Annotated in this window: 20 protein-coding genes and 1 tRNA gene; 7 read left to right on the forward strand and 14 right to left on the reverse strand. The window is 66.8% G+C overall.

Translation table 11 applies throughout. From position 1 onward, the window contains the following. Positions 1-179 precede the first annotated feature (179 nt). A complete protein-coding gene (locus HMPREF1224_RS34315; RefSeq protein ID WP_003141121.1) occupies positions 180-473 on the forward strand; it encodes a DUF2845 domain-containing protein in 294 nt (97 codons plus the stop codon). 231 nt (positions 474-704) lie between these two features. Then, a complete protein-coding gene (locus tag HMPREF1224_RS34320) occupies positions 705-1,181 on the forward strand; it encodes a hypothetical protein (RefSeq protein WP_024100039.1) in 477 nt (158 codons plus the stop codon). A 136-nt stretch (positions 1,182-1,317) separates the two neighbouring features. Here the strand turns inward: HMPREF1224_RS34320 and HMPREF1224_RS34325 are convergent. The 8 genes from HMPREF1224_RS34325 to HMPREF1224_RS34360 form a co-directional block, all read right to left on the reverse strand. Continuing rightward, positions 1,318-1,391, reverse strand: a tRNA-Gly gene (locus tag HMPREF1224_RS34325). A gap of 130 nt (positions 1,392-1,521) precedes the next feature. Continuing rightward, positions 1,522-2,424, reverse strand: coding sequence for a (R)-3-hydroxydecanoyl-ACP:CoA transacylase (gene phaG, locus HMPREF1224_RS34330; RefSeq protein ID WP_003114157.1), 903 nt, complete (start codon positions 2,422-2,424; stop codon positions 1,522-1,524). 451 nt (positions 2,425-2,875) lie between these two features. Then, positions 2,876-3,613: a murein L,D-transpeptidase catalytic domain family protein gene (locus HMPREF1224_RS34335; protein ID WP_003114158.1), complete on the reverse strand. Its 738-nt coding sequence runs from the start codon at positions 3,611-3,613 to the stop codon at positions 2,876-2,878. Positions 3,614-3,692: 79 nt separating this feature from the next. Then, complete coding sequence (locus HMPREF1224_RS34340) at positions 3,693-4,736, reverse strand: L,D-transpeptidase (protein WP_003098363.1); 1,044 nt, start codon at positions 4,734-4,736, stop codon at positions 3,693-3,695. Positions 4,737-4,871: 135 nt separating this feature from the next. Next, positions 4,872-5,564, reverse strand: coding sequence for a pseudouridine synthase (locus HMPREF1224_RS34345; RefSeq protein WP_003114159.1), 693 nt, complete (start codon positions 5,562-5,564; stop codon positions 4,872-4,874). After that, positions 5,564-5,776: a cysteine-rich CWC family protein gene (locus tag HMPREF1224_RS34350; protein ID WP_003114160.1), complete on the reverse strand. Its 213-nt coding sequence runs from the start codon at positions 5,774-5,776 to the stop codon at positions 5,564-5,566. Before HMPREF1224_RS34350 ends, HMPREF1224_RS34345 begins: the two co-directional genes overlap by 1 nt. Before the next feature lie 80 nt (positions 5,777-5,856). Next, positions 5,857-6,672 carry a DUF4824 family protein gene (locus HMPREF1224_RS34355; RefSeq protein WP_003114161.1) on the reverse strand — a complete coding sequence of 272 codons (816 nt, stop codon included), beginning with the start codon at positions 6,670-6,672 and terminating at the stop codon, positions 5,857-5,859. Continuing rightward, positions 6,669-7,745, reverse strand: coding sequence for a DUF2157 domain-containing protein (locus tag HMPREF1224_RS34360; RefSeq protein ID WP_010793845.1), 1,077 nt, complete (start codon positions 7,743-7,745; stop codon positions 6,669-6,671). Before HMPREF1224_RS34360 ends, HMPREF1224_RS34355 begins: the two co-directional genes overlap by 4 nt. Before the next feature lie 232 nt (positions 7,746-7,977). On the opposite strand from HMPREF1224_RS34360, the gene HMPREF1224_RS34365 reads away from it, so the two are divergent. From HMPREF1224_RS34365 to HMPREF1224_RS34380, 4 genes are all read left to right on the forward strand, one after another. Beyond that, complete coding sequence (locus tag HMPREF1224_RS34365; protein ID WP_003098355.1) at positions 7,978-8,157, forward strand: hypothetical protein; 180 nt, start codon at positions 7,978-7,980, stop codon at positions 8,155-8,157. A gap of 95 nt (positions 8,158-8,252) precedes the next feature. Beyond that, positions 8,253-8,708 (forward strand): hypothetical protein, encoded by a 456-nt coding sequence (locus HMPREF1224_RS34370; RefSeq protein WP_010793846.1) that lies wholly within the window; start codon positions 8,253-8,255, stop codon positions 8,706-8,708. Between the two features lie 118 nt (positions 8,709-8,826). Then, the gene (locus HMPREF1224_RS34375) at positions 8,827-9,072 is read left to right on the forward strand and encodes a DUF1145 domain-containing protein (protein ID WP_003085479.1); all 246 of its coding nucleotides are present in this window, start codon (positions 8,827-8,829) and stop codon (positions 9,070-9,072) included. Positions 9,073-9,194: 122 nt separating this feature from the next. After that, a complete protein-coding gene (locus HMPREF1224_RS34380) occupies positions 9,195-9,383 on the forward strand; it encodes a hypothetical protein (RefSeq protein WP_010793847.1) in 189 nt (62 codons plus the stop codon). Positions 9,384-9,386: 3 nt separating this feature from the next. On the opposite strand, the gene HMPREF1224_RS34385 is transcribed toward HMPREF1224_RS34380, so the two are convergent. Next, positions 9,387-10,298 carry a LysR family transcriptional regulator gene (locus HMPREF1224_RS34385; RefSeq protein ID WP_010793848.1) on the reverse strand — a complete coding sequence of 304 codons (912 nt, stop codon included), beginning with the start codon at positions 10,296-10,298 and terminating at the stop codon, positions 9,387-9,389. A gap of 102 nt (positions 10,299-10,400) precedes the next feature. Here HMPREF1224_RS34385 and HMPREF1224_RS34390 point away from each other — a divergent pair, with 102 nt between their 5' ends. Further along, on the forward strand, positions 10,401-12,377 hold the full coding sequence (locus tag HMPREF1224_RS34390) for an alkyl/aryl-sulfatase (RefSeq protein ID WP_010793849.1): 1,977 nt from the start codon (positions 10,401-10,403) through the stop codon (positions 12,375-12,377). A gap of 34 nt (positions 12,378-12,411) precedes the next feature. Here HMPREF1224_RS34390 and HMPREF1224_RS34395 read toward each other — a convergent pair whose 3' ends face one another. The 5 genes from HMPREF1224_RS34395 to HMPREF1224_RS34415 form a co-directional block, all read right to left on the reverse strand. After that, entirely contained in the window at positions 12,412-13,053 is a 642-nt protein-coding gene (locus HMPREF1224_RS34395) for an NAD(P)-dependent oxidoreductase (RefSeq protein ID WP_003098346.1), read from the reverse strand. Between the two features lie 115 nt (positions 13,054-13,168). After that, entirely contained in the window at positions 13,169-13,813 is a 645-nt protein-coding gene (locus HMPREF1224_RS34400) for a potassium channel family protein (protein WP_003085490.1), read from the reverse strand. A 56-nt stretch (positions 13,814-13,869) separates the two neighbouring features. Continuing rightward, positions 13,870-14,766, reverse strand: coding sequence for a 3-hydroxyisobutyrate dehydrogenase (mmsB, locus tag HMPREF1224_RS34405; RefSeq protein ID WP_010793850.1), 897 nt, complete (start codon positions 14,764-14,766; stop codon positions 13,870-13,872). Between the two features lie 111 nt (positions 14,767-14,877). Continuing rightward, on the reverse strand, positions 14,878-15,981 hold the full coding sequence (locus HMPREF1224_RS34410; protein WP_003114169.1) for an enoyl-CoA hydratase/isomerase family protein: 1,104 nt from the start codon (positions 15,979-15,981) through the stop codon (positions 14,878-14,880). 58 nt (positions 15,982-16,039) lie between these two features. Further along, a complete protein-coding gene (locus tag HMPREF1224_RS34415) occupies positions 16,040-16,858 on the reverse strand; it encodes an enoyl-CoA hydratase (protein WP_003085498.1) in 819 nt (272 codons plus the stop codon). Between the last annotated feature and the right edge of the window lie 19 nt (positions 16,859-16,877).

The raw sequence follows: 16,877 nt of genomic DNA on the forward strand, positions 1-16,877 counted from the left end.
GGGGAGGGCGCAGCCACGAAAGCGTGCTGCGATGCGGCAGTCTAACGAAGCTGGCGAAGCGACGGCAAGGAACTGCCTGCGTCGCCATGCCGCTGTGCGACGCTTGCGGCTTTGTGAGGGAGTTCGCCTCGCCCCGCGGCGGTCCGCGCTTTCATTATCGGGGGAAGCGGGAGGTATCCATGTTTCGCACGGCGCTGACGCTGTTCATGTCTTCGTTGGCAATTCCTGCCGTCGCCTCGATGAGATGCGGCACGCACCTGGTGGACGAGGGCGACAGCGTCGAGCAAGTCCTGGAAAGGTGCGGGCAACCGCTGAGCAGGATCGTCAACGAGCCTGCCCTGCGCAACAACGGCGTGCCCAAGTTGAATGCCGCACGCACCGAATTCTGGGTGTATGGCCCCAGTGGAGGCGTCTACCGACACTTGCGCTTCATCGATGGCAAGCTGGTCGAGATTCGGCTCGAGCGGAAGTGATACGAGGCTGTTGAGGAGTTATTCCTACAGATAATTACTAATTTGCTGCGGGACACCGTGAAAGAGCGCTGAGAGAGAAGACGAGCCGGGTGCGGGCCTAGGTGGATGCGTCTTCCGTCGTGTAGGAATTGCCCGATATCGGGCGGCGGGGCGGAAGGTTGCGGGCCACCCTGATCGCATACCTGAAAAGTTGGCGGCGTAATCTCCGCGATTTTCAGGCGAGGACGCGTCGTGTTGAAGTTATTGGTCGTGGTTGCTTCCCTGTTCATCGGCGGAGGCATGGCCATGGGAGAGCCTGGGGGGGCGGATGGGTTTTCCGCTGTCGCAGCGGTCGATCCGGGAGCGAACCCCGAAGCGCAACTGGACGAGGAGCCCCAGGAGGTCAGCGAAGCGCCGGCCTATCGCGTGGATGACCTCACCTTCCTGTACCTCACCCATGAGGTCTATCTGGAACCCTACGTTTCCTGCCGTCCGAAAGTCCTGGGCGAACGTTCGTACGTCGCCTGCTGGAACGAAACCTATTCCGGCCGCTCCCCGCTGAATTTCTGGGAATACGACGGGGGCGACTTCCTCGCCCTCAACGACCCGGCACGTGTGTTGGCCGAGGGAAAGTTCGCCAGCGAGCAGCACATCGGCGAAGCGCCCCTGCCGCTGCCCCTGGATATCGATCTCGACCAGTTGGAGCGGGCCTACTCGCTGATGATGTAAGGGAGAGGAACCTTCCGGCTGCGTCTCCGCCGAAATCCATGGGGCGCTTCCGATCTTTCCCGGGCTTTACGCGGTAAAGCCTGAAAACAAAAAGCCCCTGGCACTGGTTGGTGTCAGGGGCTTTTGCATTGGGATCTGGAGCGGGCGAAGGGAATCGAACCCTCGTCATGAGCTTGGGAAGCTCAGGTAATGCCATTATACGACGCCCGCTCGGATGGCTTTTGCGGCCAAGGCGCCTTTTTACCAGATGCGCGGCGGCAGGTGAAGCCCGGGGCGGGGTTTTTGTTGATTTCGCTGGGTTTTTCCGCCAGGGGAGCGGGGCTCCCCGTGGCGGTGGCGGTTAGCTGGCGAGGGCGGCGAGGGGGACGCTGGCGCCGTTGGGCTGGGGGCGGTAGATCGGGTTGAGCGGCTGCGTGCGCTGCGGGCGGAGGAAGGCCAGCAGGGCGTCCTGGGTCTGCTGCCAGGCGGCCTTGTGCTCGACGTCGATGAAGTGGCCGGCATTGCGGATGGTGTGGAATTCCGCGCCGCGGATCAGTTGGCCGAACTGGCGGGCTTCGTGGGGCGTGGTGTAGATGTCCAGCTCGCCGTTCATGAACAGCATCGGGATCTCGATGCCGGCGAAGCTCTCGGTATAGCTATCGGCGTTCAGGCGCAGCACTTCGCGGATATGGAAGTGCATCTGGTGGTATTCGTGCTCGTCCAGGCTGCTGACGTGGCGGAAGTTGTAGCGCTTGAACAACTGTGGCAGGTAGCGGCCGATGGTTTCGTTGACCAGGTTGCCGATCTGGGTGCGATCGCAGGCGGCGAGGTAGTCGAGGCCGCGATGCAGGTAGTCGAGCATGGCCGGGTTGAGCTGAGGCGAGAATGAGTTGACCACCGCCCTGCGGATCCGTCCGGGACGTTGCGCCAGGGCCAGCAGGGTGGCGACGCCGCCCCACGAGAACGACATCACTACCTCGGCACGGAAGCGTTCGATCAGTTCCAGCAGGATCCTGGCCTCGCATTCCTTGCTGATCGGCGTGTGGTTTTCGTTATGGGGTTTGGACTGGCCGGCATACGGCTGGTCGTAGAGCACCACGTTGTAATGCGGCTGCAGGTACTTCACGGTCTGGGCGAAGGACGCTGTGGTCGACAGCGAGCCGTTGACCAGGATGATGGTTTGCTGCGCCGCGGGGTTGCCGTAGAACTCGGTGTGAATCCTGTATTGCCCGTGGATCTCGATGATGGCTGTTTCCGGCCTCATGTCGCTTCCTCCTGGAATCGTTCGATGGGAACGCGGCGACCTGCTTGTCGCGGCGAATACAAAATGCTCATGGGCAGATGAAAGCGCCTCCCAATGACAGTTGAATGTCATTCGGATGGATTTGATAAACTTTTGATTTTCAACGACTTACAGGCAAATAGAGAGCGTCCGAAATCCTCTCGGATTTTGGCGAAGCGGCTATTGGCCGGGCAGGAAAGGCCGGCGCCTAAGCGCGGGCAGTCACGCGGGCTTTCTTGGAAGTCGTTTGTGACTTGTCAGTCACAACGTGAGCGTCAGTTAAGCAGCCGGCGTGCCGGGCTGCAAGCCCTGTTTCGCTTTTGGATGGGGGAAGGGGGGCTGGAATCCGACGAAATGCCGCGAGGCAAGTACCGATGCTGCGATTTCGGGATGCCGGGAAGGAAAGGGACGGCGCGGCCGCCGCCCCGGCGGTTCATTTGAGCAGGCTGGCGATGACTTCCGGCGTACGCGCCGCACGTGCCACGGCGCAGCTCTGCGGGGCGAGGAAGCGCGAGGTTTCCAGCCACTTCGGTTGCGGGTAATAGGCGAACACGTAGCTGCCGCGCTTGAGGGTGTTGATCAGCCGGGCCGCCACGGCCGGGCGTACCGCAGGGCAGCCCTGGCTGCGGCCCAGACGACCGAGCCCGGGAACCACCCTGGGATCGGCGTAGGCAGCGGAATGCATGACGATGGCGCGTTCTTCGCTCTTGTCGTTGAAGCCCGGCTCCAGGCCAACCAGGCGCAGCGACTGACCATGCTTGCCGGTATAGAGCTGGCCGGTCTGGAACAGCCCGATCGACGACTGGTAGCTGTTCGGCCGGTTGGAGAAGGAGGTGGCAAGGTCATCGCCGCTGTTCTTGCCGTGGGTCACCCACTCTTCGAAGAGCAGCTTGCGGGTCTTCAGGTCGAATACCCAGAGACGCTTGTCGCGCGACGGCCGCGAGTAGTCGATCACCGTCAGCAGGCCGTTGTCGCCGCCCTGGCTGGCACTCGCGCAGGCATAGGCGGTAAGGGCCAGTTCGAGGGTTGGCAGGCTGGCCTGTGGAGCGAGTTTCTGCAGGTCCTTGGCGGAGGGAAGTGGCATGGCGAATACCGGCCCGCTGGCCAGTGCGCAAAGGGTGGCGCCCGCCAGGCTCAGCCTGCGCAGGGCGGCACGGAGGAAGGTTGGCATACGAGCAGTATTCCCATCGGTTCAGTGTGGTTTTTACCGGATGAGAGGCATTGTGCTCGATTTTTGAACAACTTGCCGACTACTTTTTAAGCGATTTCGTCGGATTGTTCGGTGTTTCCGTGGCGATCACCGTGAAATCGGAGTCGCTGTGGGTGTCCCGGGTCGAGGCCCAGTCGGTGATCACCAGGGTGCTGCCGACGTCCATGGCACCGAGCATTTCGCGGACGAAGGTCGGGTCCATGCGGATCTTGCCCAGTTGCTCGGAGGGTGTCAGGCCCTGTCCCGGGTTGCTCACCTGGACCACCGACCAGCGCAGGTTCGGCGAGGTCTCGCTGATTTCTTCCGGGGTCGGCTTTTCCAGCAGCGAGAACACCGCCATGCCGGTTTGCGGGCGTGCCGGCAACTGCACCGGTGCGGTGCCGATGCGCTGGCCGCCGCGATAGACATAGGCGCGCTGGTCGGCGCGGCTGATCAGCACCGACAACGGACCGCGTTCCGCGCCGGGGTCGTTCCAGGCGATTTCTCCGGGCTCCACCGGCAGCGTCACCGGTCGCCCGTCCGCTACCGTCGGTGCCAGCAGGCCGGGGTGGTCGACTTCCTTCGGCGCGCTGCTGGCGTTGGAAATGATTACCGTGGTGGAGCTGAATCCGGTGATGCCGTAGAGCTTCTTGGCGAACGCCATGGGCAGGCGGATGCAGCCGTGGGAGGCGGGATAGCCGGGCAGGTTGCCGGCGTGCAGGGCGATGCCGTCCCAGGTCAGGCGCTGCATGTAGGGCATGGGCGCGCTGTTGTAGAGGTCGGACTTGTGGTCGACGCTCTTTTGCAGGATCGAGAACACTCCGGTCGGGGTCTCCCGGCCCTTCTTGCCGGAGCTGAGGGTGCTGACCCCGATGGCGATACCGTTGCGGTAGATGTAGGCCTTCTGTTCGGTAAGGCTGACCACGATGGTCACTGGTCCCTGCGGGGAAACCTCAGGGTACCAGAGGTACTCGCCGGGCTTCATGCTCTTCAGCCGCGCCTTGATGTCGGCCGGCGGCAAAGGCGCGTTCGCTGGGCTGGCGGGCGCCGCGTGGAGGCTGCCGACGGCGAAGGCCAGCAGCAGTACGGCAAGGGATCTTTTCATTGGCGCTTTCTCTTGCTCCATGCGGGAAAGGCTGTCGCTCCGACAGATGCCATTCAGCTTAGCGTCGCTCGCGACGGCCGGCCAAACCCCTGCGGTCCGGCCTCTTTCGGTGGACAGGCGGCGGGCGGCGGGGTTTCACACCGAACAGATTTCTTCAGCATTCAGGGGGCGCCAGGCACCCGGCGGCAACTGCGGGTCGAGACAAATATCGCCCATGCGCTCGCGGTGCAGGCGCAGCACCTTGTTGTCGAAGTGGCCGAACATGCGCTTGACCTGGTGATAGCGGCCTTCGTGCAGGGTCAGGCGGGCGCAGCGTGGGCCGATCGGTTCGAGCTGCGCGGGGAGGGTGACCAGGTCTTCGAAGCGGAAGTGGAGGCCGGCGGCGAAGGCATCCACGTAGCGTTGGTCGATGGGCGCCTCGGTTTCCACGTAGTAGACCTTGTCGCGCCGGCTGCCCGGCAGGGTCAGGCGGCGCGACCACTGGCCATCGTTGGTCAGCAGCATCAGGCCGGTGGTGTTGTAGTCGAGACGACCGCCAATGTGTAGGTCGTCGCGCAGGTCTTCCGGGAACAGGTCGAGGACGGTCGGGTGTTGCGGGTCGCGGGTGGCGCTGACGCAGCCCATCGGTTTGTGCAGCATGTAGTAGCGCGCCGGCTTGCCAGCCTGGAGCAGCCGCTCGTCCAGTTCCACCCGGCTGAACACCCGCACCTCGTGGGTGCCGTCGCGCACCACCTGGCCGTCCACGCGCAAGTGTCCACCGGCGATCAGCATCTGCGCGTCGCGGCGGCTGAGTTCGGGCAGGTTGGCGAGGAAGCGGTCCAGGCGCATCAGTCGTCGGCGTCGGGCGGCAGCAGTTGCGCGCAGCGTGGGCAGAGGCAGGCGCGGCGGCGCAGCTCGGCGGGAATCCGCTCCAGCACGGCCGCATCGATCTCCGTGGTGAAGCACCAGCAAGCCTGGGTGGCGCTAGTGGGATAGGCCAGGGTGCAGCGGTTGGATTGCTGGCACAGCGGGCAGCGGCCTGGATCGATTTCGCTGTTCATGGCGCGGTGGATGGCTGGCGGGTGCCCAGGGTGCAGGGCCCGGCGCGCGGATGCAAGCATCGTGCGCCAGGCGGGGCGTTTCAGCGGCGAACGGCGTTGGTGATCCAGGGCTCCAGGCGCTGGCCGAAGCTGAGGTGCAGTTCCAGCGGCGCTAGCCGGTAGTTTTGTTCGTCGACCTTGGCGAATACCGCGTGCCATTGTCGTGGCACGTTGATCGCGGCGAGGTCGGTACGGCTGATGTAGCCGCCGACCAGCGTCCTGCCTCCGTCGACCGCGGACCAGGGACGCACCCGGCCCTTGACGATGGCGTAGCGCTGGCGCTCGGGGTAGCGCTGGCGCAGGGCGGCCAGGTCGAGGCCGGTGTCGACGATGAACAGTCGGCTGGCCTCTCCCTGCTCATGCTTCAGTTGGTGGCGAGCGGCCTCCATCTGGCTGGACAGCATTTCGTCCTTGGGCAGGGCCTTGCTGCGGGCGCGGGCCTCGGCCAGGCGCTCCTCGGCCAGGCGTACTTCGCGGCGATAGGCCGGGCCGTCGAGCTCCAGGACCAGTAGCACCTGTTTTTCCTGTTGGCGGCGGTAGCGCCGTACGCTCTCTTCGTCGAGCGCGTCCGGGATGCTGAAACCGAGGGCGCGCATCTGCTCGGGCGGCAGCGGGGGAGCGAGGTCACTGGGCGGCTCGCTGCTCGGCGAGCGAAGCTCCAGGCGCAGTTCGACGCCACTGTTCTCTTCGCTCCAGAAACCGTAGGACCAGTTGCGCTGGAGCTCGCGCTGGCTGAGCACCAGCTTGCTTTCGGCCTCGCCGGACCGGTTCCAGGCGACGCCACCGAGGGCGGCCAGGTTCGCCGCCAGCAGCAGGAGGCTGCCGGCGATCAGGGCGTTGCGACGGTTGCGATTCATGCGTCAGTCCTCGCGGCGATGCCCAGGGGCGTGCGCAGGCGGCGCAGGACCAGCAGGATCAGCAGGGCGCTGAGGCCGAGCACCAGGAAGAACAGGTACTTCGGCATCGCTTCCCACCACCAGTCGAAGAACTTGGTGTAGAGGAAGATGACGAAGAAGGTGATCCCGGTATTGCTCACGTCCGCCCAGTTGCGTCGCGCGCCGAGCCAGATCACAAGGGCGGCGGCGACGAAGCCGGCGACCTGGTAGAGCCCCTCGATGAGCGCCGACGGCAGCGCCAGGTAGCTGCCTGAGCCCCAGTTGGCCAGCACCAGCATCGGCAGGAACAGGCCGAGCAGGGCGAACACCCGGTAGATCACGGCGAAGCCGCTGAAGTTGCGCTGATCGAAGCACAGCGGCACGGCGAAGATCAGCGCGGCGGCGGGGAAGAAGTTCTCCGGTCGCTCGCCTACGCTCAGCCAGTAGCCGCCGCCCCAGGTGCCGACGCGCGCGGCGATGAAACCCATCACGCAGAGGATCGCCGCCACCAGCAGCAGGCGGGCGTTGCACAGGTAGGCCAGGAGCAGGGCGTAGAGCGCCCAGGGCACCAGCGCCAGGTCGCTGGGGGTGACGTTGAATATCTGCCCGAGCATGGTCAGGTCGAGGACGAAGCAGGCGAACGCGACCATCGCCGCCAGCTTGCTGAAGTAGCCCGAGGCGTCCTTGGCCTGGACCCAGAGCGTGGCGAAGAACGCGGCGAAGGCGCTGCCGATCAGGATCGCCACCTGGGCGACGGTGGGGAACAGGCCCCAGAAGCGATAGAACAGCAGGAACACGCTGGCGGCGAAGGCCAGGGCGCCGAAGAACGAGGCTACCCGCATGCCCAGCGAAAGTTGCTGGCTGCGCAGGTCGTGGTCGATGTCGAAACGGTCGCGGTAGCTGTCCAGCAGGGCCAGGTGATAGTCGGCGAGTTGCCGGGCCTGGGCCGGTTCGAGGCGGAACGCCTGCTCCTGGTCGAGGCGTTGCAGCTCGCGCTGGAACACCAGGATGTCGTTGGCGCGCTGCTGTGCCTGGGCGCGGTCGATGGGTTGCATGCATGCTCCTTGAGCGGTTCCGGCGGGGCCGGCAGTCCTTGGTCCGCGCACTCTACCGAGAAACGCCGGCTGCGGTCACGTTCTGGAGGCCCGTGTCGTTGGTCGGATTCAGGGAATTTCCGTTTTTTCCTTCGGTCTCTAGTGCAGCCGGGTTGCAACCGCCGCAACCGGCTTCCCGCTCCATCGGGATCTTGTCCAGGCGTGGTTCGGCTGCGTTCTGCGATGAAGGAGAATGCTGATGGTCATGCGATTGTTCGGGCTGCTACTGGCGGCCTTCCTGATGAGCGGTTGCAGCGTTCGGGTGCCGGGCGCCTACGTCGAACTGGATCCGTTCGACGATGGCTACTACGGCTACGATCGCGGCGGCCCGCCCCATTGTCCTCCGGGCCACGCCAAGAAAGGCTGGTGCTGAGCCCACTTCCATTTCCCGAGTCTTCACGTCGTATGCGCGCCTCGCGGCGTCGCCGGTCGTCCGGCCGGTCGGCAGCGGGGCCGCAGGAGGCTGCCATGTGGCGCACATTCCTGAGAGTCCCGCTTCTTCTGCTTCTCGCCAGCCTGGGTGGCTGCGCGGTGTATGACTACGACTACGATGACGGCGATTGGCGCCACTATCGCGGCCAGCCCTACGGCTACGCCTACGAAGTGCCGCGCTATCGCGTGTATGACGATGGCTGGCGCAGCGAACGGCGCTACTACTCGACGCGCTACTACGACCAACGCTACTACCCGTCGCCACGCCGCTACGATGGCCACCGCGACTACCGGCGCGAGCAATATCGCTACCAGCAGCGCTACCACGAATCGCGCCCGGCCCATCGCGGCGAGCGGCATCCGGGCAACTGGCAGCGCGGTGGCCAGCCGCAATGGCGCGGGCATTCTCCGCAACGCTGGCAGCAACACGGTGGGCAGGATCGTCCGCGGCACCGGGGCCAGCAGGGCGGGGTGCCTCGCTGGCGCAACTGAGGTGCGCAAGCAAAGACGGCGCCTGCGGGCGCCGTCGTGCTTTCCAGTCGAAAGTGCGGACCCCCTCGGCGCATTTGCTCGGCACACTCTGCCGACATCGAAACGAGGAGGTTCCCCCATGAGTCATTTCCTGTCGTTCGCCAAGGGCGCCCTGGCGATGTTCTGGCTCGTCGCGCTGGTCAACCTGGCCTACCCGCTGGGCGAGTTGCATCGACCGATCCTGCTGTTGTCCGGCGTGCTGGTGCTGGTCCATGCCGCCGAGATCCTGCTGCTCAACGGGCGTCTCAAGGCGCGCCCGGCACCTTGGCTGGAGCGCCTCCAGGTGCTGCTGTTCGGCGTCCTGCACCTGCGTAGCCTCGGCTGATTTACTCAGGCTTTACCCTCGCCGCGGGCACCGCCCGCGCGCCGCGCAGTCCGATGTGCAGGTTCCGGAACAGGCAATCCTCCCGCATCCGCAGGAGAGGCCGGAACCGCACAGGAGGCGCCATGCGTCGTTTGCTTTCCCTGCTGATCCTCGTCCTGCCGCTGTCGGCCTGCGTGGTCTACGACCGCAACGACCACCGGCATCGTCCCGACTACCGCTACGAGCGCTATCACGACCGTGACCGTGACAACCGCGGGCGCGACTGGAACCGTACCTGGCAGGAGCGCCGCGACGACGCTCGCTGGCGCTGAGCCTCAGGCGGCGAAGCGCCGGTCCTGTTCCAGCACCCGCTCGACGAACACCGCCGCGGCCGGCGACAGGCTGCGGCCGGCACGGCTGACCAGACCGTAGGCGGAGCCCTTGGCGCGGGCGGGCTCGGCGCCGGCGGGCCAGGGCAGCAGCGCCAGGCGGCCGGCCTCGACGTCGGCGGCAACCACGTCCCAGGGCGCCAGGCTGATCAGCTCGCTGGAGCCGACCAGGCCCTTGAGCATCAGCACGTCGTCGCACTGTATGCCGAGCGGTTCTTCGCGTTGCAGCAGGCGCGCCAGGTCGCCGCGGACTGCCTCGGGCAGGCGCGGGCCGGCCAGCGGGTAGTCGGCCAGTTGCTCGGCGCTCGGCCTCACCAGACGCAGCAACGGATGGCCGGGGCGGCAGAAGAGTACGCCGGGATACTCGCGTAGCGGGTGGATGCGCAACTGCGGATCGCCTTGCAGCTCGCGGATATCGGCGACGAAGAGTTCGACGGCGTCATCCAGCAGGCGCTGGCGTAGGGTCTGCCAGTCTTCGATGAGCAGTACGACGCGCACGCGTGGGTGGGCGCTGGAGAAACCGGCCAGTGCCTCGGGCAACAGCCGTGCGGCGGGGAAGGGACCGCCGCCCAGGCGTAGCTCGCCGCTGTCGAGATTGGCCAACTGGCTCACCGCGTTGTGCAGTGCGCGATGCCCGGCCAGCAGGCGCCGAGCGTGTTCCAGCACCAGCCGGCCGTGGGCCGTGAGGGCCACGCCGCGGCTGCCGCGCTCCACCAGGGTGCAACCCAACTGTCCCTCCAGCGCCTGGATGCTGCGTGACAGCGCCGGCTGGCTGAGATTCACCGCTTCGGCGGCGCGGGCATAGTGGCCGTGCTCGGCGAGGGCGACGAAGTGGCGGAACTGGCGTAGATCGCTCATGCGGACTCCGCATCGAATGTGGACCTGGAATGCATTGGAATTATTGCCGTGCCGCTCGGCATAGTGCCAGCCGAAGCCCACAACAATAAAACGGAGTATCCGATGAGCCGTCTGCTTGCACTCCTGGCGCTCGCCCCGCTGCTCGCCGGCGCCGCCGAAACCACCACGCCCAAACCGCCCAGTGCCTTCACCGTCGAGGCCCAGCGGCGGGTCGAAGCGGAATTGCCCTTCGCCGACCGCGCCGACTTCGAGCGCGCCGACCGCGGCCTGATCCGGCGCCCGGAGCGGTTACTCATCCGCAACCCCGACGGCAGCGTCGCCTGGCAGCTCGGTGGCTACGACTTCCTCCTCGACGGCAAGCCTCGCGACAGCATCAATCCCAGCCTGCAACGCCAGGCCCTGCTCAATCTCAAGTACGGCTTGTTCGAGGTTGCCGAGGGTATCTACCAGGTGCGCGGCTTCGACCTGGCCAACATCACCTTCATCCGCGGCGACAGCGGCTGGATCGTGGTCGACACCCTGACCACCCCGGCCACCGCCAGGGCGGCCTACGAACTGGTCAGCCGCGAGCTGGGCGAGAGACCGATCCGTACGGTGATCTACAGCCACGCCCACGCCGATCACTTTGGAGGCGTGCGCGGTCTGGTAGAGCCACAGCAGGTCGCCAGCGGCGCGGTGCAGATCATCGCTCCGGCCGGCTTCATGGAGGCGGCGATCAAGGAGAACGTCCTGGCCGGCAACGCCATGATGCGCCGCGCCACCTACCAGTACGGCACGCAACTGCCCAAGGGGCCGCAGGGGCAGGTCGACATGGCCATCGGCAAGGGATTGGCGCGCGGACCGCTGAGCCTGCTGGCGCCGACCCGCCTAATCGAAGGCGAGGGCGAGGACCTGGTGCTGGACGGCGTGCCGTTCACCTTCCAGAACACGCCGGGTACCGAATCGCCGGCGGAGATGAACATCTGGCTGCCGCGGCAGAAGGCCCTGCTGATGGCCGAAAACGTGGTCGGCACCCTGCACAACCTGTACACCCTGCGCGGCGCCGAGGTACGTGATGCGCTGGGCTGGAGCAAGTACATCAACCAGGCGCTGCATCGTTTCGGCAGGCAGGCCGAGGTGATGTTCGCAGTGCACAACTGGCCGCGCTGGGGCAACGCGGAGATCGTCGAGGTGCTGGAGAAGCAGCGTGACCTGTACGGCTTCCTGCACGACCAGACCCTGCACCTGGCCAACCAGGGCGTGACCATCGGCCAGGTGCACAACCGCCTGCGCCTGCCGCCCAGCCTCGACCAGGAATGGTACGATCGCGGCTACCACGGCTCGGTCAGCCATAACGCACGGGCCGTGCTGAACCGCTACCTGGGCTACTACGACGGCAACCCGGCGAGCCTCGACCCGCTCAGCCCGGAGGACTCGGCGGGCCGCTACGTGGAATACATGGGCGGCGCCGAGCGCCTGCTGGAGCAAGCGCGGGCGTCGTACGCCAGGGGCGAGTACCGCTGGGTGGTCGAGGTGGTCAACAGGCTGGTCTTCGCCGAGCCGGATAACCGGGCCGCGCGCGAGCTGCAGGCCGACGCCCTGGAGCAGCTCGGCTACCAGGCGGAGAACGCCGGCTGGCGCAACAGCTACCTCAGCGCCGCCTACGAACTGCGCCACGGCGTACCGCGCGACCAGCCGACGATGAAGGCCGGCAGCGCCGATGCCCTGGCGGCGATGGACACCGGCCTGCTGTTCGACTATCTCGGCGTGCGCCTGGACGCCGGCGCTGCGGAGGGCAAGGCGCTGAGCATCAACCTGCGCCTGCCGGACATCGGTGAGAACTACCTGCTGGAACTGAAGAACTCGCACCTGAACAACCTGCGCGGCGTGCAGAGCGAGGACGCCGGGCAGACCGTGAGCATCGACCGCGCCGATCTCAACCGGCTGCTGCTCAAAGAGGTATCGGCGGTACGCCTGGTCTTCGAGGGCAAGCTGAAGAGTTCCGGCAATCCGCTGTTGCTGGGGCAACTGTTCGGCATGCTCGGCGACTTCGACTTCTGGTTCGATATCGTCACGCCGGCGGCGAAGTCCGAAGGCTGACGACGAAGGCGCCCGAGAGGGGCGCCTGGTCTTTTCAGTAGGCCACGGTGAAGCGCTGGCGATGATGACGGGGCTGCTCGGCCTCGTCGAGCATGGCTACCGCCAGGTCTTCCAGGGAAATCCGGCTCTCGCCCTTGGCGTCAAACAGGACCTGGTCGCCGCCGAGGCGGAACTTGCCGCTGCGCTGGCCGGGTTCGAGGAGCATCGCCGGGCTGAGGAACACCCAGTCCAGTCGTTGCTCGCCGCGCAGTTGGTCGAGGGCGTCGGCGGCGCCGAGGGCGCCCTGCTTCCACTGCTCGGGGAATTCCGGGCTGTCCACCAGGCGCTGGCCGGGGGCGATCTCCAGGCTCCCGGCGCCGCCGAGAACCAGCAGGCGCGGCACGCCGGAGCGTTTCACGCCGTCGAGAATGGCCTGGCTGCCGGCGGCGTGGCGGGCGCGGAGGTCGGCGCTGCCCCAGCCGCCGTTGAAAGCGCTGATGACCACCTCGTGGCCTGCCACGGCGCTGGCCACCTGGGCCGGGTCGCTGACGTCCGCCTGCACTACGCCGAGGCCGTCGCGCGCCGCCAGCTTGCTCGGGTCGCGGACCAGGGCGGTTACCGCGTGGCCGCGTTGCAGGGCTTCGTTGAGGAAATAGTGGCCGACGTGGCCGGTGGCGCCGATCAGGGCGATTTTCATGCTGCACCTTCCGTTCGAGAAATGCCGCAGAGCGGCGTCGATCAGCATCATCCGCCCTGCGCTCGCCGGGATAAACCGCTGCGAGGGGGATGCACTCGTTAGCCCAGCTTAATAATCAGACCTCCTCGCTGTCGCTCATCAGGGTCAGGCTGCGGGCCACGGCGAGGGCGATGAACAGGACCCCGATCACTCCTTCGCTGCCGGCCAGCAGGCGCGCCAGCGGGTTGATCGCCTGGATGTCGCCGTAGCCCACGGTGGTCAGGGTCACCAGGCTGTAGTAGACGAAGGTATCCAGGCCGAGTGCGCCATGGCTGGCGATGAAGCTGGCCGGCTGCATCTGTTCGACCATGTAGTAGGCGAGAGCGAAGGCCAGCGCCATCTGCAGGTAGAGCGCGCAGAGTCCGTAGAGCAGCTCGTGGGTCACCGGGCGCTCCTGGGTGACGCGGCGGAACAGCGCGGCGAACAGGGTCAGGTACAGCAGGATCAGGCTCAGCCCGCGCAGCAGGCCGGGCGGCAGGCTGGAGTAGGGACTGCTGAAGTCCGCAGTGGTGTACAGGGCCAGGCTGAACAGGCCGAAGAAGGCCGTCAGGTAGACCAGCGGACTGCGTCTGCGCAAGGTGTTCATCCCGGCCAGCACCAGCAGCAGGAGGCTGCCGAGCACCCGTGGCTTGGTGCTCGACGGCAGGCCGAGGATCGCCGTGAACAGCACGGTGGAAAAGAACAGCAGGCGGAAACGGTAACGCAGCAGCAGGGCGTTCAAGGCGGGCTCCTCGCATCGTCGAATCGACCAGCCTGGGCGCGGACCCGCCTGCCTGTCTATTGGCCTTGGGTCGGATCGAACAATTTCTGCACCACGGAAAAGTCCCGCTCCGCATAGCCCTGCTTCAGCAGCAGACGGTACAGGCTCAGCGCCAGGCTGCCCATCGGCGTGCTGCTGGCGCTGGCCTGGGCGGCTTCCTGGGCCAGCCCGAGGTCCTTGGCCATCAACTGGGCCATGAAGCCGCCGCTGTAGTCGCGCGACGCCGGAGCGTTCTCCATAACCCCCGGCCAGGGGTTGTAGACTTCCAGCGCCCAGTTGCCACCGGAGCTGCGGCGCATGATCTCGGCCAGCACCTTCGCGTCGAGGCCGTTGGCCACGCCCAGGGCCATGGCTTCTGCGGTACCGATCATCAGCACCGCGAGGAGCTGGTTGTTGCACACCTTGGCCACCTGGCCGGCGCCGTCGGGGCCGGCATGGAAGATGTTGCGACCCATGGCCTCGAACAGCGGCCGGGCCTTCTCCAGGGCTTCGTCGTCGCCGCCGACCATGAAGGTCAGGGTGCCGGCTGCCGCGCCGGCAGTGCCGCCGGACACCGGCGCGTCGAGCATCGCCAGGCCGCGCTCGCGGGCGGCGGCGTGGACCTTGCGCGCCGAGGTCGGGGCGATGGTCGAGCATTCCAGCACCAGGGTGCCGGGGGCGATGTGCGCGAGCAGGCCATCGTCGTCGAGGTACAGGCCTTCGACGTGCTGGCTGGCCGGCAGCATGCTGATGACCACGTCGGCGCCCTGCACCGCGTCGCGGGCGCTGCGGGCGGCGCTGGCGCCGGCGGCGACCAGGCCGTCGACGGCGCTCTGCACCAGGTCGAAGACGTTCAGCAGGTAGCCGGCCTTGAGCAGGTTGGTGGCCATCGGCGCGCCCATGTGGCCGAGGCCGATGAAGGCGATCTGTTTCATGGAGCTCCTCCTGTGGCGGCCGCGAGGCCTCTTGGGGATGCTGTGAAACAGCTTAGACGCTATGGACGTGGCGGGCCCGCGCCCTCCTTCGGCAGAGGGCGGCGCGGCGGATCAGAGCCCCGCCAGCGGATGCTCGCCCTCCCAGGTCGGCTCGAAGTGCGCCTCGATCACCGCCTGCGGGATCGATTCCACCTGCGGCCAATGCCAGTTCGGTGCGTTGTCGCGATCGATCAGCCTTGCGCGTACCCCCTCGGCGAAGTCCGGATGGCGCGTGCAGTTCAGGCTCATGGCGTATTCCAGGCGGAACACCTCGGCCAGCGACAGGTAGCGCGCACGCTCGATCTGCTGCCAGACCAGATGCGCGGTCATCGGGCAGCCCTCGGCCAGGGTCTTCGCGCCACGCGCAAGCAGCGGGTCGGCGTCGTCGCGCAGCGCCACCAGCGCCTGCCAGGCGCTCGCCAGGTCCGGCTGGTCGAGCAGTGCGTCCAGGCGCGGCCGGCGCGGGAGCAACTGGGCCTCCGGCAGTTCGCCGCGGGCCTCGTGTTCGAGGGCGCGAAGCAGGCTGTGAAGTTGCACTTGGGGCGACTCGTTCCAGTTCATCTGCACCAGGCCGGCGAGCAGGGCGTCCTGCTGGTCGTCGAGAAGGAAGCGGTCGGCCAGGTCGAGGTCGAGAGCGTCGCGGGCGTTCATCTGCGCCGCGCTCAGGCCGAGGAACAGGCCGAGCCTGCCGGGCAGGCGGGCGAGGAACCAGCTGGCGCCGACGTCTGGGTACAGGCCGATGCCGATCTCCGGCATCGCCAGGCGGCTGGACGGGGTGACGATGCGAATCCCGGCACCCTGCATCAGCCCCATGCCGCCACCCATCACATAGCCGTGGGCCCAGCAGATGAAGGGTTTCGGGTAGGTATGGATGCGGTAGTCGAGGCGGTATTCATCGGCGAAGAAGCGTCGCGCCAGGGCCGGTACCTCGCCGGGTTGCTCGCGGCAGGCGTCCACCAGCTTGCGCACGTCGCCGCCGGCGCAAAAGGCCTTGGCGCCGTTGCCGCGCAACAGCACGCAGGCGATGCCGGCGTCCTCGGCCCAGGCGTCGAGTTTCGCCGCCAGGGCCTCGATCATCGGCAGGGACAGGGCGTTCAGACTCTTTTCCGCATCCAGGGTGGCAATGCCGATGCGGAAGCCATGCAGGCTCGGGCGTTCTTCGAAAAGCACGTTCATGTCGGGGCTCTCGGCTCGGGCGGGCTGTGGCGCAGCCCGCCGGGTTCGATGGGAAGGCTCAGCAGTTGCGCCACTTGGGATCGCGCTTCTCGAGGAAGGCGTTGACCCCTTCGCGGGTGTCCTGGGCGTCGAACAGATCGACGAAGCGCTCGCGCTCCTCCGGCAGCCAGGTGTTCGGCGCGCGTTCGCGGGCACCCTGGATCAGCGGCTTGATGGTGCGGATCGCCACCGGGCTCTGGCGTGCCACCTTGGCCGCCAGCAGCAGGGCGGCGCCGCGCGCCTCGCCGCTGTCCACCACCTGTTCGACCAGGCCGATGCGCAGGGCGGTTTCCGCATCCACCCGCTCGTTGCAGAGGATCATCCGCTTGGCCCAGCCTTCGCCCACCAGCCAGGGCAGCGCCTGGGTCCCGCCGGCGCAGGGCAGCAGGCCCACCGCGGCCTCCGGCAGGGCCATCTGCGCCTGGCGCTCGGCGATGCGGATGTCGCAGGCGAGGGCGCACTCCAGCCCGCCGCCCATGGCGTAGCCGTTGATCGCCGCGATCGACACCCCGCGGAAATCGCGCAGCGCCTCGAAGGCTTCGCCGAAGCGGCGGGCCATCTCGCGAGCGCGGGCCTTGTCGCCGTCGGCGAACATGTTCAGGTCGGCGCCGGCGGAGAAGAACTTCGGCCCCTGGCCGGTCACTACCAGGGCGTAGATATCGTCGTCGCGGTTGAGGTGCTCGATCAGTTGGCGGAGGCCGATCAGCGAGTCGCGGTCCCAGGTGTTGGCCGGCGGGTGGTTGATGGTGATCAGCGCGGTGTGCCCGTGCTTTTCCACGGTGAGCTTGTGGGTCAGGTCGAAGGAGGAAGCCTTGTAGGGTTCGACGGCAGTGTTCATGAAGTCCCTCACTGGATCA

Source organism: Pseudomonas sp. P179 (assembly GCF_000478485.2).
Taxonomy (GTDB): Bacteria; Pseudomonadota; Gammaproteobacteria; order Pseudomonadales; family Pseudomonadaceae; genus Pseudomonas; species Pseudomonas aeruginosa.